Annotated in this window: 11 protein-coding genes; 2 read left to right on the forward strand and 9 right to left on the reverse strand. The window is 74.1% G+C overall.

Annotation, left to right across the window (positions count from 1 at the left end):
- Nucleotides 1-258 precede the first annotated feature (258 nt).
- Together ACLIBK_RS21860 and ACLIBK_RS21865 are read left to right on the forward strand one after the other, a co-directional pair.
- Nucleotides 259-1,527: a hypothetical protein gene (locus ACLIBK_RS21860; RefSeq protein WP_415389429.1), complete on the forward strand. Its 1,269-nt coding sequence runs from the start codon at nucleotides 259-261 to the stop codon at nucleotides 1,525-1,527.
- Entirely contained in the window at nucleotides 1,524-2,456 is a 933-nt protein-coding gene (locus ACLIBK_RS21865) for a class I SAM-dependent methyltransferase (RefSeq protein WP_415389430.1), read from the forward strand. The genes ACLIBK_RS21860 and ACLIBK_RS21865 overlap by 4 nt, the downstream gene beginning before the upstream one ends.
- A gap of 151 nt (nucleotides 2,457-2,607) precedes the next feature.
- Here the strand turns inward: ACLIBK_RS21865 and ACLIBK_RS21870 are convergent, their stop codons facing one another.
- The 9 genes from ACLIBK_RS21870 to ACLIBK_RS21910 all read right to left on the reverse strand — a co-directional run bounded on the left by ACLIBK_RS21870 (nucleotide 2,608) and on the right by ACLIBK_RS21910 (nucleotide 14,398).
- A complete protein-coding gene (locus ACLIBK_RS21870) occupies nucleotides 2,608-3,597 on the reverse strand; it encodes a Bug family tripartite tricarboxylate transporter substrate binding protein (protein WP_415389431.1) in 990 nt (329 codons plus the stop codon).
- Nucleotides 3,598-4,008: 411 nt separating this feature from the next.
- A complete protein-coding gene (locus ACLIBK_RS21875; protein WP_415389432.1) occupies nucleotides 4,009-4,761 on the reverse strand; it encodes an enoyl-CoA hydratase/isomerase family protein in 753 nt (250 codons plus the stop codon).
- Entirely contained in the window at nucleotides 4,758-6,875 is a 2,118-nt protein-coding gene (locus tag ACLIBK_RS21880; RefSeq protein ID WP_415389433.1) for an acetate--CoA ligase family protein, read from the reverse strand. The genes ACLIBK_RS21875 and ACLIBK_RS21880 overlap by 4 nt, the downstream gene beginning before the upstream one ends.
- On the reverse strand, nucleotides 6,872-7,834 hold the full coding sequence (locus ACLIBK_RS21885) for a Bug family tripartite tricarboxylate transporter substrate binding protein (protein WP_415389434.1): 963 nt from the start codon (nucleotides 7,832-7,834) through the stop codon (nucleotides 6,872-6,874). The genes ACLIBK_RS21880 and ACLIBK_RS21885 overlap by 4 nt, the downstream gene beginning before the upstream one ends.
- 162 nt (nucleotides 7,835-7,996) lie before the next feature.
- Nucleotides 7,997-8,716 (reverse strand): hypothetical protein, encoded by a 720-nt coding sequence (locus tag ACLIBK_RS21890; protein ID WP_415389435.1) that lies wholly within the window; start codon nucleotides 8,714-8,716, stop codon nucleotides 7,997-7,999.
- A gap of 187 nt (nucleotides 8,717-8,903) precedes the next feature.
- Entirely contained in the window at nucleotides 8,904-9,494 is a 591-nt protein-coding gene (locus ACLIBK_RS21895) for a membrane integrity-associated transporter subunit PqiC (protein WP_415389436.1), read from the reverse strand.
- Nucleotides 9,495-9,642: 148 nt separating this feature from the next.
- Complete coding sequence (locus ACLIBK_RS21900; protein ID WP_415389437.1) at nucleotides 9,643-11,442, reverse strand: intermembrane transport protein PqiB; 1,800 nt, start codon at nucleotides 11,440-11,442, stop codon at nucleotides 9,643-9,645.
- Nucleotides 11,439-12,899 carry a paraquat-inducible protein A gene (locus tag ACLIBK_RS21905; RefSeq protein WP_415389438.1) on the reverse strand — a complete coding sequence of 487 codons (1,461 nt, stop codon included), beginning with the start codon at nucleotides 12,897-12,899 and terminating at the stop codon, nucleotides 11,439-11,441. The genes ACLIBK_RS21900 and ACLIBK_RS21905 overlap by 4 nt, the downstream gene beginning before the upstream one ends.
- 614 nt (nucleotides 12,900-13,513) lie before the next feature.
- A complete protein-coding gene (locus ACLIBK_RS21910; protein WP_415389439.1) occupies nucleotides 13,514-14,398 on the reverse strand; it encodes a DMT family transporter in 885 nt (294 codons plus the stop codon).
- Nucleotides 14,399-14,816: the final 418 nt, after the last annotated feature.

Raw genomic sequence — 14,816 nt, forward strand, 5'->3', positions numbered from 1 at the left:
CCCGCCAGGAGCTTAGGCTCCTGGACCTCATGAGTGCCTCCGGCGGGGGCGGGCTCGGACAACGCATCCCAACTGGCTGACGTGGGCCAACCCGCCCCCGCCGGAGGCACTCAAAGTGGGGTCCGGGGAGTTTAAACTCCCCGGCGGGGTCCAGGGGCAGCGCCCCTGGCCAACGCCAGCCACCCCAGGAACAACCGGCCCACAGGCCACGCGGCCGAGGCGGCGCGACGGCGGGGGCGGACAGCGAAGGAGACGCCCGTGCGGGTTCTCGGCATCGGTCCCCGGCTCTACCTCGGGGACATCTACCTGACCCTGCAGCGCGAGGGCCACGAGGTCCGCGTCTTCGCCGAGGACCCGCCGGAGCGGCGCGCCTTCGGCGGGCTGCTGGAAAGCGTCGCGGACTGGCGCGCCGAGCTGGACTGGGTCGGCCGCGACGGGGTCATCATGTTCGAGCGCGTCGGCCGCGGCGCCCTGCAGGACGAGTTGCGGGCGCAGGGCTACCGGGTCGTGGGCGGCAGCGCCTTCGGCGACCGGCTGGAAGCGGAGCGCGAGTTCGGCCAGGCCGTGCTGCGCGACCTCGGGCTCAACATCGCGGAAAGCCGTTCCTTCGCCCATCCCGCCGCCGCGCTGGACTGGCTGCGCGCCCACCCAGGCCGCTACGTGCTCAAGCACGACGACGCCGCGCGCACCACCTTCGTGGGCGACCACCCCGACGGCGCCGACATCGCCTTCATGCTGCGCCGGGCCGGCGACGGCCGCGTGCTGCTGATGGAGCGCATCGACGGCGTGGAGGTCGGCATCGGCGCCTATTTCGACGGCACCGACTTCCTGCGCCCCGCCTGCATCGACTTCGAGCACAAGCGCTTCTTTCCCGGCGAAATGGGCGAGATGACCGGCGAGATGGGCACCCTCGCCTCCTACGAGGGCGCCGGGCCGCTGTTCGAGGCCACGCTGGGCCGCACCGTCCCGCTGCTCGCGGAAGCCGGTCATGTCGGCTACGTCAACCTCAACCTGATGGTGAACGAGCGCGGCATCTGGCCGCTGGAATTCACCTGCCGCTTCGGCAATCCCGGCTTCGCCATCCTGGCGGCGATGCAGCGCGACGGCTGGGGCGACCTGTTCGCCCGCATGACCGGCCCCGGCGAGCGCCGCTTCCGCACCCTGCCGGGCTGGGCGGTGGCGATCGTGCTGACCACCCCGCCCTTTCCCGCCCACACCGAAACCAGCCCGCCCGCCGACGACCCGCCGGTCTTCTTCCACCACCCGCCGAAGGGTGCGGAGCTGGACCGCTACCACTTCGTCGACATGCGCCGGGAGGGCGACCAGCTGCTGGGCCACCGCCGCTCCGGCCACCTGATGATCGTCACCGGCACCGGTTCCACGATCCCGGCCGCCCAGGCCGCCGCCGTGGCGCGCGCCCGCAACGTGATCGCCCCCGAACTGCGCTGGCGCGCCGACATCGGCGACCGCTTCCTGGCCGGCGAGGGCGACCGCCTCCGCACCCTCGGCTGGCTGTCCCCGGCATGAGCGCCGACGACCCGATCGCCCTCTGCCTCCTCGGCGACATCTCGCCCGAGGTCGCGCTGACCCGGCTGCTGCTTGGCGGCGCCTCGGCCGAGGGCATCGCCGAACGCCTGCACGCCCTGCGCCCCCGGCCGGACACGCCGCGCTGGCAGGCACTGGCCGCGCTGGTGGAGGCGCGGCGGGACGCGCTGCGCGGCCTGGCGGCGGAGATCGCCCGGACCGGCGGCGACCATGCCGCCCTCGCCGGCACGGAGGAAGGCAGCACCGGCAATGGCAGCACCGGCGCCAACAACGGCGTCGCCCGCGTGGCCGCCTTCTTCGACCACGCCGTGGGCTATTCGCCCGAAGCCAGCGTCGCCCTCTACTCGCTGGGCGACCCGCGCATCCTCCAGGCCGCCACGGCGGAGATCGTGGACTGGCTGGAAGCGCAAGACCTGCTGCGCCCGGGGATGGACGTGCTCGACCTCGGCTGCGGCATCGGCCGGCTGGCGCTGGCGCTCGCCCCGCGCTGCCGCTCCGTGCTGGGGCTGGACGTGTCGGCCGGCATGGTGGCCGAAGCCCGCCGCCGCTGCGCGGCCCTGCCCGGCATCCGCCTGGAACAGACCGGCGGCGAGGACCTCGCCCTGGCCGGCAGCGCCGCCTTCGACCTGCTCCTGGCCGTGGACAGCTTCCCCTATATCGAGCAGGCCGGCCTGGCGGAGCCGCACATCGCCGAGGCCGCGCGGGTGCTGCGCCCCGGCGGCGCCGCGGTGCTGCTCAACCTGAGCTACCGCTGCGACCTCGCGGCCGACCGTGCCGACCTGCACCGCTGGGCTGCCGCCCACGGGCTGCACGTCACCCTGGCCGGCGAGCGGCCCTTTGCGCTGTGGGACGGCGCCGCCTTCGTGCTGCACCGCCCGCCCGAACCGGACCCGCACCCCCCGGCGCGCTGACCCCGTCCCGCCTGGGCCGCAGCGCGGCAAGCGTCCCGGCCTGCCCGGGCCGGAACACGGTAGGCTCCCCGGCCGGGACGGTGGAGCCAGCGCCCGGCCTTGTCCCATCGGGGGGCGGCGGGAAGGGTCCCGGCCCCCGAACGCCGGCCCGCTATTCCGCCCGGATATTGGCCGCCCGGATGATCGGCACCCAGCGCTCCGCTTCCCGCCGGATGAAGCCCGCGAAGGCCTCCGGCGGGCCGCCGACGAACTCCGCCCCCTGCGTGCGCACCAGGTTCTCGCGCACCTCCGGCCGTGCCAGCACCGCATTGAACACCTCGTTGATCCGCTGCACCAGGGCCGGCTCCATCTCCGCCGGGCCGGCGATGCCGTGCCAGGTGGTGGCCTCGAAGCCCGGCAGCGTTGCCGCGATCGGCGGCACGCCCGGCAGCGCCGCGATGGGCGCCCGGTTCGCCACCCCCAGCGGCTTCACCTTGCCGTCCTGGATGAATGGCAGAGCCGAGGACAGCGAGATGATCGCCCAGTCCGTTTCCCGCGCCACCAGGGCGCGCAGCACCTCCGCCCCGCTGCGGTACTGCACCGCTTCCGACTTCGCGCCGGCCTGCGACAGGAACAGCTCGTCCGCCAGGTGCGTCGGGTGCCCCACGGAAGGCGCCGCGTAGGTCAGCGGCTGCGCCCGCGCCTTGGCCAGCGCGATGAAGCCCGCCACGTCCGCGGCGCCGAGGTCCTCGCGCGTGATCAGCACCAGCGGCAGGTTCACCAGGTGCACGATCGGCGTGAAGGCCCGCAGCGGGTCGAAAGACAGGCCGGGGATCAGCTCCTTGCCCACCGCATTGGGGCCCATGTCGGCCACCATCAGGCTGTAGCCGTCCGGCCGCGCCGCCGCCACCGCCCCGCCGCCGATGGTGCCCCCGCCGCCCGAGCGGTTCTCCACCACCAGCGACCCGCCGGGCACCACCTGCGGGAAGAACTGCGCCACCACCCGGGCCAGCGTGTCCGCCGCCCCGCCGGGCCCGAACGGCACCACCAGCCGCACCGGCCGGTTCGGCCAGGCCCCCTGCGCGCGCACCGCCCCCGGCAACCCGGCCGCCACCGCCCCGAGGCCGAGCACCCGGCCGAGGCCGCGCCGCGAAACATCCATGCCCATTCTTCCCAAGCCTCCCTGCGGAACCATCCGTCGCCCCGGCCAGTGCCGGTTCGGGGTGGATGCTCCGCTGAGCCGAGTGTTCTGGAATGTTCGGGCGGCGGCCAGAGGGGCTCTGCCCCTCTGGACACCCCGCGAGGAGCCTGGGGCACCTCGACCTCATGAGTGCCTCCGGCGGGGGCGGGATGGCCGACGGTGCCCGCCATGACCGACGTGCATCATCCCGCCCCCGCCGGAGGCACTCAACGTGGGGTCCGGGGAGTTTAAACTCCCCGGCTCGGGACAAAGGCTTCGCCTTTGCCCTGGGGTCCAGGGGCAGCGCCCCTGGCCACGGCCTGAACACCCCAGACCAACCGACCCACCGGAGCCCCACCCCGAAAACCCGTCAGCGCGGAGCCGACGGGAGGGTCAGCGGCCGCGGAACACGGGAGGGCGTTTTTCGCCAAAGGCGGCGACGCCCTCGCGCATGTCGTCGCTGGACAGCACGGGGTCGATCACCTGGCGGGCGCGGTGGTAGCGCTCCATCGGCGACAGCGGCAGCGTGTCGCGCACCAGTTGCTTCAGGGCGCCCAGCACCAGCGGCGCGTGCCCGGCCATGGTGCGGGCCAGGGCCACGGCCGTCTCGACCTGCGTGCCGGCGGGCACGAGGCGGTTGACGAAGCCGACCTCGTGGGCGCGTTGGGCGGAGATCGGCTCGCCCAGCAGCATCAGCTCCATGGCGATCTTGTGCGGCACGCGGGCGGCCAGCGCCGCGATGCCGCCCACCGTGGCGCCCACGCGGGCCTCGGGGTACAGGAAGCGCGCGTTGTCGGCGGCCACGCACAGGTCGCAAAAGGTCACCAGCGTGACGCCCGCGCCCACCACGTGCCCGGCCACCGCGGCCACCACCGGCTTGTTCAGCGCCACGCCGACTTCCGGCAGCGCGTCGGGCAGGTTGTCCGGCAGGTCGCGCAGGTCGGCCCCCGCGGTGAAGGCCAGGTCGCCCGCCGCGGTCAGCACGGCGGCGCGGTCGGTGTCGCTGTCGCGGAAGCGCAGCCAGGCGTCGCGCAGCGCGGTGCACATGGCGCGCGACAGCGCGTTGCGCTTGTCCGGCCGGTTGATGGTGATCACCGCGACGCCATCGCGGGATTCATACAGCAGGTGGCCGTTGTTGCCGCTCACGCACCGATCCTCCCGCGCCCGTCCACCGCCACCAGCCCTTCGCCGGCGGCGCGCAGGATCACCGGATTGGCCTCCAGGTCCTCCAGCCGCTCGCCGAGATCCGCCGCCAGCCAGGAAAACCGGCTGATCGCGTCGCACAGCGCGCCCACGTCCAGCGCCGGCCGCCCGCGCACGCCTTCCAGCAGCGGCCACAGCGCCAGCCGCCGCAGCATCGCCTCCGCCGCCTCCGGCCCGATCGGCGCGACGGCGAGCTGCACGTCGCGCAGCACCTCCACCAGCACGCCGCCCAGCCCCACCAGCACCTGCGGCCCGAACACCGCGTCCCGCCGCGCGCCGAGGATCACCTCCGCCTCGCCGCGCACCATCTCCTGCACCACCGCTGCGGCGTCCGCTTCCGGCAGCGCCGCCACCACCGCCGCGAAGGCGTCGCGCACCGCCGCCGCGTCGCGCAGGTTCAGCCGCACCAGCCCGAGATCGCTCTTGTGCACGACCTCCCGGCTGACGCCCTTCAGCACGACGGGAAAGCCGATCTCCACCGCGGCCGCCGCAGCCGCCTCCGCATCGCCCACCACGCGCTCGCGCGTCACCGGGATGCCGTAGGCGGCGAACAGCGCCTTGGCCTCCGGCTCCGTCAGCGCGCCGTCGCGCAGCGAAGCGGGCAGGGGGCCCGCGCCCGCGGGACGGGTGGGTGCGGGCAGCGCCGCCAGCGCCGCCATCTCGCGCTCCCGCACCAGGGCGCGCAGCACGCGCAGCGCGTCGTCGATGCGCGACACGAAGGGCATGCCCGCGGCGATCAGCTGCTCGCGCACCTCGTCGGCGAAGCGCGAGGTGTCGAGGATGAACACCGTGGGCTTGTTCGTGCGCGCCCGCGCCGCGATCACCGCTTCCGCCGTTTGCGGCATCAGCGGCTGCGGCGTCATCAGGTAGACCAGCGCCGCCACGCCGGGATCGTCGGCCACCGCCGCCACGGCCTCGGCGAAGATATGCGGCCCCAGCGCGCCGGTATGGGCGCCGAGGTCCACCGGGTTGTTCTGGTGGCTGGGCAGGAAATGCGCCGACAGCCGCGCCCGCGTGTCCTCTCCCCACTCGGCCAGCGGCAGCCCCTCGGCCACCATCCGGTCCGCCGTCACCGCGCCGTTGCCGCCCGAGGACACCACCATGCCGATCCCGCCCGCACCCATGGCCGGGCAGTCCGCCAGCACGCCGGCGGCCAGGATCATCCCCTCCGCCTCGTCCATCAGCAGGATGCCGGTGTCGCGGCACATTGCCTCGAACCCCGCGAAGGACCCGGCCAGGCTGGCGGTGTGGGAGCGCGCCATGGCGCTGCCGGCTTCCGTGCGCCCCGCCTTCACCGCCAGGATGCGCTTGCCGGCCGCCCGGGCCCGACGCGCCAGCGCCGCGAAGCGCGCCCCGTCCGACACCGCCTCGACGTAGAGGCAGATGACGCCCGTGGCCGCATCCTCGATCAGCGCTTCCAGCATGTCGCACAGGTCGATATCGGCCTGGTTGCCCACCGAGATCATGGTGCTCAGCCCGATGCCGTGGTCATGCGCGAAGATGAACAGCGCCCCCATCAGCGCGCCGCTCTGGCTCACCAGCCCGACGCGGCCCGCCCGCAGCGCCGGCACCTGCCCCAGCGTCGGCGAGGAGGTCAGCCCCAGCGCCTGCGTCGCGCTGATCATGCCCATGCAGTTCGGCCCGATCAGCCGCATCCCGGCCCCGCGCGCCACGGCGACAACCTGCTCCTGCAGCGCCGCCCCCGCCGCGTCGAACTCGCCGAGCTGGGCGGTGAACACGATGCAGGCGCCCACCCCGGCCGCCGCGCATTCCCCCACCGTTTGCAGCAGCTGCCCCACCGGCACCGCGACGATGGCCAGGTCCACCGGCCCCGGCGCCGCGCCGATGGAGGCAAAGGCCGGCAGCCCCAGAAGCGTGTCGCGCCGGGGATTCACGGGGATCAGCCGCCCGGCGAAGCCGTGCCGGATCACGTGGTGCAGGATGCGCCCGCCGAACTTGGCGTAATCCTCCGACGCCCCGATCACCGCCACCGAGCGCGGCGCGATGATGCGCGACAACGGGATGCGCGGGGGTACGGGCGGTGTCACGTCGCTCATTCCACCACCTCGATCCGCGCGCGCTGCTTGATGCCCCGGAACAGCGCGAGGTCCGCGGCGATCTGCGCGGCCAGCGCCTCGGGCGCGATGTAGTCGGGCGTCAGCCCCATGCGCAGGATGGTGGCCGGCGCCTGCGCTTCCCGCAGCGACGCCGCCACGATGCCGCTGATCCGCCCCACCACCTCCGCCGGCAGCTGCGCCGGGCCGAGCAGCCCGAACCACCCCTCCAGCACGTAGTCCGGCAAGCCGGATTCCCGCAGCGTCGGCACATCCGGGGCGGCCGGCGACCGCTCGGCGGAGGATACGCCGATCACCCGCACCTTGCCGCTGTCGCGCTGCACCAGCACCGCCGGATCCGGCACCAGGCTGATCCGCCCCGCCAGCAGGTCGTTCACCGCCGCCGCCGTGCCGCGATAGGGCACGTGCAGCATCTCGATCCCCGCGGCCAGCTTCAGCGCCTCGCCGGCGAAATTCCCGAAGGAGCCGGAGCCGGCGGTGCCGTAGGTCAGCTTGCCCGGCTCACGCTTCGCATAGGCGATCAGCTCCGCCAGGCTGCGCACCGGCAGGTCGGCATGCACGCCGAAGAACACCGGCGCCCGCGCATAGCCCGCGATCGGCGTGAAGTCCCGCACGGGGTCGTAGCGCAGGCTGGGATTGAGGATCGGCTGCACGACATGGGTAGCGTTGTTGCCGCACAGGATCGTGGCCCCGTCGGGCGCGGCATCGGCCACCAGCTTGCTGCCCAGCGCGCCCGCCGCGCCGGGGCGGTTGTCCACCACCACCGGCCGCCCCAGCGCCGCGCCCACCTGTTCCGCCATCAGCCGCCCGCCGAGGTCGGAAGAGGCACCGGGCGGATAGGGCACCACGAAGGTCAGCCGCCCCGGCGGCCAGGACTGCGCCCGCGCCGTGGCTGCCACCAGGGCCGCCAGCGCGCCCCCGCACACGCTGCGCCGATGCATGGGCGCCTCCTCCCTGAACGTTCGCTTCGTTGCTTGGCGGGCCTCGCACCGGGCCGGCGGGGGATGGTGTTATGCTTCATAAGCGAGCGTCAAGCGCAACCTGCACCCCGCCAGCGCCGCCGCCCGAACCCGCCCGGGCCGTCCCCCCGAGCAGCGCGCGGCTCACCCCGCGGGCGGGCTGCCCTCCAGCAGGCGGCCGAACCCCGCGACGCGCCCGGAATGCCCCACCAGCCGCGCCGCCGCCCAGGCCCCCGCGGTGGCGCTGGACACCACCGGCAGCCCCAGCCGCGCTTCCAGCACCGGCGTCAGTTCCAGCGTCCGCAAGCCGCCGCAGGAGATCAGCAGCGCTTCCGCCCCCGGCACCGCCGCGGCCGCATCCTCGCCCAGCCGCAGCAGCCGGTCGGGCGTCACCGCGTGGATCGCCGCGACATCCTCCAGCCCCAGGCTGACAATCCCGGCCGTTTCAAACCCGGATTCCTCCAGGAAGCCCGCGAGCTGCCGGTTCACCGTGTCGCTATAGGCCGTGCCGATCGCCAGGCGCCGCGCCCCCAGCACGCGCAGCGCCTGCACCACCGCCGTGCTCATGGTGGTGGCGGGCAGGCCGGTGGCCGCGACGATGCGCCGGGTCAGTTCCGCATTGAAGGCGGCGCCGCGAAAGAAGCTCAGCGAGGTCCCCATCAGCGCCACCGCCGCCGCCCCCTGCGCCGCGAGCCGCCGGGCCGCCCCTTCCACCCCGCCGATCACCGCGGCGTAGCCTTCCGGCGTCAGGTGCGGCAGCGCCAGCCCGGTCGCCACGAAGCGCAACCCCGAGGGATACATGGCCGGCGGTTCCGGCGGCACCTCGCCCGCCGCCGGCGGCACGATCAGGCCGACAACCGGCACCCCGACCGGCCTCCCCGCCTGCTCCCCGTCTGGCACCCCCTCTGGCACCCCCTCTGGCACCCCCTCTGGCCCTGCGTCCGGCATCCCACTCGGCCTCCCGTCCGACACCCCATCCGGCACCCTGCCCCGGAACCGGCCCCGCATCCCGCCCGGACGGCACCCCGGCCATCTCCCGGGCGCCCCGCGCTCAGCCCGGCGCGATGGCCGCGGCCAGGGCGTCGGCGAGGCGTCCCAGCACCGCGCTCATCGCCGACACCAGGGCGGCGGTGTCCGTGCCCGCCACCGGCCCGTCCAGCCGCAGCGTGCGCAGGTCGCGCCGCGCGCTGTTTCCGCGTGGCCGCAGCGCCACCTGGGCCAGCAGCTCCACCGTACCGGCGGGACCGGCCTCGAAGCGCTGCACCTCCACCTCCACCACCAGCTCGCCGTCGCCGCGCAGCGCGCCGCCCTCGGCGAACACGGTGCTGCCGGGCAGGCGCAGCGTCAGGTTCTCCGCCAGCACCCGCCCCAGCAGGTCGCCCAGCGGCTCGCCCCAGCGCTCGTTGGGCAGCACCTCCAGCCGGGCGGAAGCGCCGCCGCGGATGATCTCGGGCCGGTCGAGATAGCCGGGAACCCCGACCCGCCGCAGCTCGATCGAGCGCGGCCCGCCGCGCCGCACGGTTCCCGGCACCGCCACCAGCCGGAACAGCGCCGGCTCCGGCGAGGCGCAGCCCGCCAGCAGCGCCGCCGCGCCCAGGCCGCCGCACAGCCCGCGCCGGCTCAGCATCCCCGCCTTCCGCATCGCTCGCCCGTCCTCCCCGCCCACCCGGCGCCCGGCCCGTTGCCGCCGCCCCGCATCTTGCGCGACCAGGTCCCGGCCCGGAATGGCCGCGCCGCCCGCACCTGCCGGGCCAACCGCGCCCCGGGCTGCCACATCGCCGCGCGCTGCCTCATCGCTCGGTGGCCCGGCCGCTGCGACCGCGGATCAGCGCCTCGGGGTGGCGGTCCAGGTAGTCCGCCAGCAGCCGCACGGAACGGGCGGTGTCGTTGGCCTGCGACAACAGCCGCTGCAGCTCCCGGTTCACCCCGGAATCCCCGCCATAGCCGCGCTCGATCGACCCCACCGCCGCATTGGCCCGCCCGATCGCCTGGTCCAGGTTGTTGGCGATGGCAGGCAACCGGCGCAGCAGCGGCGCCAGCCCGCTGTCGGTGCGCCGCACCAGCTGCTGCACCTCGCCCAGCGCACCGCTCAGCGACCGCACCGCGCCCCGCAGTTCCGGCCCGCCCACCAAACCGTTCACTGAGGCCAGCGCGTCGTTCAGGTTGCGCCCGATCTCCTCGATCGGGAAACGCTCCAGCTTGCCGGCCACCGCGCTCACCGCCGCCATGATGTCGGTGGAACCGCCGCCCAGCGTCGGCAGCACGATCTCCTCGCCCTGCAGCCGCGCCTCGGCCGGCGCCGCCTCGGGCTGGAAGTCGAAGGCCACCAGCATCTGCCCGGTCAGCAGGCTGGCGCTCTGCAGCTGGGCGCGCAAACCCTTGCGCACCATCTCCTGCGCGAAGCGGAACACCTCCTCGCGCGTGCGGGCGGCGGTGCCGGCGGGGAAGGAGATGCGGTCCGGCTCCACCGCGATGTGCACGGGCACCCGGAAGGTGCCGGAAAGGGGTTCGTATTCCAGCTTGCGGTCCAGCACGCTGCCGATGCGGATGCCGCGCAGCTCCACCGGCGCGCCGGGGGCCAGGCCGCGCACCGTGCCGTCGAAATACAGCAGGAACTCCAGCCGCTCGCGGGAGGTCGCGGCGATGGCGCGCTCCAGGTCGTCATACAGCTGGAACTGCGCGTCATCGGGCGCGGGCGGCTGGTCGCGCAGCTCGGGCGGCGTGTCGAAGGCGACGCCGCCGGCCACCAGCGCGCGCAGGCTTTCCAGCTCCAGCCTCACCCCTTCCGCACCGATGCGCAGGTTCACGCCCGAGGTGTTCCAGAAGCGCGACCCTTCGCGCAGGTAGCGGTCATAGGGCGCCCGCACGAAGGCGCGCAGCGTGACGTTGCCGTCCAGCCCCGGCGGGTCGTAGCCCAGGATCTCGCCCACCGCGACGTCGCGGAAGAACACCGGCGAGCCACGGTCCAGCGAGCCGATGCGGAAGGCGCGCAGGGTGAAGACCCGCCCCGGCTCGTCGGACCGTACCCCGGGGGGGTTCTCCAGCCCGGTGAAGTCGCTGGTGGAGGCGCTGTCCTCGTCGCCCGGGTCGAACTCGATGAAGGCGCCGGACACGATGGTTTCCAGCCCCGACACGTTGCCCGCCGTCAGCCGCGGCCGCACCACCCAGAAGCGCGCATTGGCCGTCAGGCGCGAGCTCATCTCCGTGCTCATGCGGACCTGCACCCGCACCTGCTGCAGGTCGTTGCTCAGCCGGATGGCCCGCACCGTGCCGACCTGCACCGCCTTGTAGCGCACGGGCGTCTGCCCAGCGGCCAAACCGTCGGCGTTGCGGAATGTCACGGTGATGGTTTCGCCGCGGTTGGAATAGGTCCGCCAGCCCAGGTAGCCCGCCACCAGCGCCGCCACAATCGGCACCAGCCAGATCAGCTGGAAGCGGTTGCGCCGCGTCCGCGCCCGCTCGGGAACCCCGGGCGCCCTCTCGGGCGACCCGACCGCCCTCTCGGGCGCCCCGGGTGCGCGGCCCTGCTCGGGGTTGCGTTCGGCAGGCGTGTCGCCGGGAAGTCCCCGCCGCTCCTGGTGGTCGCTCATCGGCGGGACTCGTCTCGTGCGGTATCGGGCTGCCCGGCGGCGTCCCACATCAGGCGGGGGTCGAAGGCGTCGGCGGCAAAGATGGTCAGCACCACCACGGCGGCGAAGCAGGCGGCGCCGACCTGGGCGGTGATGTTGGCGACGATCCCGAAGCGCACCAGCGAGATCAGCACCGACACCACGAAGATGTCGATCATCGACCAGCGCCCGATCGCCTCCACCACCCGGTACAGCCGCGTCCGTTCGCGCAGCCGCGCGGCGGAGCGGCGGTGGATGCCCAGCAGCATCACCATCAGCCCGAACAGCTTCAGCATCGGCACCGCGACGCTGGCCAGGAACACGATCAGCGCCAGCGGCCAGAAGCCGCTCTGGATGAACTCCACCACGCCGCCGACGATGGTGTGCGGCCCGCCGCTGCCGAAGGTCACGATGTGCATCACGGGATAGGCGTTGGCGGGGATATACAGGATCAGCGCCGCCAGGATCAGCGCCCAAGCGCGCGCCACGCTGTTGGGCTTGCGCGGGTGCAGCGCCGCACCGCAGCGCGGGCAGGGGGCGCCGGGCAGGGCCTCGCTCAGCAGGCGGCAGCAGTCGCAGCTGATCGGCCGCAGCGCGCCGGGCCGCGCGGCCATGGCCGGCCCGGTCGCGCTCGCCACGCCCGGCCGCGCGGCCGCGCCCGGGGAAGCGCCCGCGGGCAGCCGCGCCGCTTCGGACGCCACGCCGCCCGCGTCCGCCGGCGCCACGGCCGAAGCCCCGCCACCCCCGGCCACGGCGCCGCCCCCGGCCGCCCGGCTGGCCGCCGCCCGGGCGGCGGTGGCGCCGTGCTGGTCCAGCGCGTCCCACACCAGCTGCGGTTCCAGCGCCGCATTTACCGCCACCAGCGTCAGCGCCAGCGCCGCCAGCCCATAGGCTGCCGGCCCGATCTGCACCTCCGCCAGGTCCACCAGCCGGGTAAAGGACACCAGCGCCCCGAACAGGAACACCTCCACCATGGCCCAGGAGCCCAGGCGCTCGTGCCAGCGAAAGGCGCGAAACAGCCACACCGGCGGCGCGCGCCGCCGCAGCCCCAGCAGCACGCACAGCAGCAGCAGCAGCCGCAGCAGCGGCACCACCACCAGCGTCGCCACCACCAGCGCCGACAACAGCCAGAATCCGTCCTGCACGAAGGAGGCGGCGCCGGTTTCCACCCCGCTCACCCGCTGCCGCCCCAGCAGTTGCAGGCTGAGAAACGGCGTCAGCATGGTCACGCCGTAGAGCACCAGCCCCGCCAGGGCCAAGGCCAGCGGCGTGTCCAGCGAGTTCGCCCGCTTGCGCCGCAGCACCGCGTCGCAGCGCGGGCAGCGCGCTTCCGTCCCCACCGCCAGCGTCGGCAGTTCCAGCAGCTTGCCGCAACCATCGCATTCCCGCAGGTGCCGCAGCGGCGAGGCGTGCTCCGCCCTCAGCAGCGGTCGCACCACGGGCCGGCACGCCATGCCGGCACGGTGCCCCGGCCACCCCGCCCCTCGGGAAAGCGAAACAGGCGAACCTCCTGGAACGGCGGCAAAGGGCAGGGCAGCAAGGCGGGCAGGGCGAACTCCAACAAGGCGCAAGGTGGGAATGAGCAGCCAGGCCCGGGGTTGCCAGGCCGGGCACGATTACCCCCGAACCGCCCCCGCGCCTCCCCCACCGGGATCACGACCGCGTGCCCGCCAGGTCCGGCGCTAACCTGGTCGGGCCGGGGCTTGGGTCGTGTGTTCCCGGTGGCTGCCGTCGGTTCCGGGTACTCGGGCGGCGGCCAAAGGGGCTCTGCCCCTCTGGACACCCCGCGAGGAGCTCAGGCTCCTCGACCTCATGAGTGCCTCCGGCGGGGGCGGGATGGCCGACGGCAGCCATGATGGACAGCCCTGTCTGAACCGCCCCCGCCGGAGGCACTCAACGTGGGGTCCGGGGAGTTTGAACTCCCCGGCTCGGGACAAAGGCTTCGCCTTTGCCCTGGGTCCAGGGGCAGCGCCCCTGGCCAACGTCAGAGTCACCCAGAACCAACCGCATGCCCCGGGAACAACACGACCGATGCCCTCCGCCCTGATCCGGGTCAGTGCCGGACCAGGAGGCAGGCGGCGAGGATCAGGGCGGCGCCGGCCAGGGTGGCGGGGGCGGGGATTTCGGCGAAGAACAGGAAGCCGATGGCCATGGCCCAGGCGAGGCCGGTGTATTCCGACACCACGAGGCGGCTGGCCTCGCCGCGCGCGAAGGCCTGCGCCAGGGCGAGGTGGCCGGCCACCCCCAGCACGCCCAGCCCCAGCAGCGCGGGCAGCACGGCGGCGGTATCGGGCGCCTGCCAGGTGGCGGCGGCGGGCAGCAGCAGCAGCACCGCCGGCACGGCCGATTGCAGCAGCACCACCGCCAGCACGCCGTCGTGCCGGGCACGCTGGCGCAGCAGCACGATGGACACGGCATAGGCGAAGGCCGAGGCCAGCACCGCGCCGATTCCCGCCAGCCGCTGCGGCAGCGGCTGGCCGGACGCCTCGCCGAAGCCCTGGCCCGCAGCGCATACCACCACCCCGGCGAAGCCCAGCCCCAGCGCGCCCCAGGCGGCGCGGCCCGGCCGCTCGCCCAGCATGGCCGGCGACAGCAGCCCCACCAGCACGGGGGCAAGAAAGGACAAGGCCAGCACCTCGGCCAGCGGCAGGCGCACCAGGGCGAAGAAGAAGCCCAGCGTGCTGCCCGCCAGCAGCAGCCCGCGCGGCAAGTTGGCGCGCAGCGCGGCGCGGCCGGGCAGCGGCGCGCCCAGGGCCAAGTGCAGGATGGCGGCCAGGACGGCGGTCACCAGGAAGCGCAGGAAGGCCAGCTGGAGGGTGGGCATCTGCGCGCCCAGCGCTTTGGCCACCCCGTCCATCCCCACCAGCAGCCCGATCCCGAGCACGGCCAGGAGCAGCGGCGGAAAGCTGCGCCGCGGGGGCGGGTCCTGCTGCGTCATGGCTTGCCTGCGATCCTCCCCGTGGTGGCCGCGCGTCGCGGCAGGCGGGCATAACACCGGCGCACCCGGCAGGGGCAGGCCCCCGGAGGATGTGGCAGCTTCGCGCGATTCTGCCACATCCCACGCCGCGCTTGACGCGCAAGCTCTTGGAACTTTAGGATTATTTTCTGAAAACGGGGTTCCGCGAAGCTGCCGCGGTAAGGAAGTAAGATCGTAAGGAAGTAAGGATAAGGGTGGCGAAGACACCCCGCCGGGCAGCGCCTCCCCCGGCCGATTCCGGCACGGGGCGATCCGCCCTAGAGGCTGTTGTGGACTGAGGGGAGGTCCAGATTTGCGGGATGACCCGCAAGGCTTATCCGTCCGAGGTATCCGATGAGGAATGGGGTCTGGTCGCACCCTACCTCGTGCTGCTGCCCGA

The organism is Roseomonas sp. BN140053 (assembly GCF_047690175.1).
Lineage (GTDB): Bacteria > Pseudomonadota > Alphaproteobacteria > Acetobacterales > Acetobacteraceae > Roseomonas.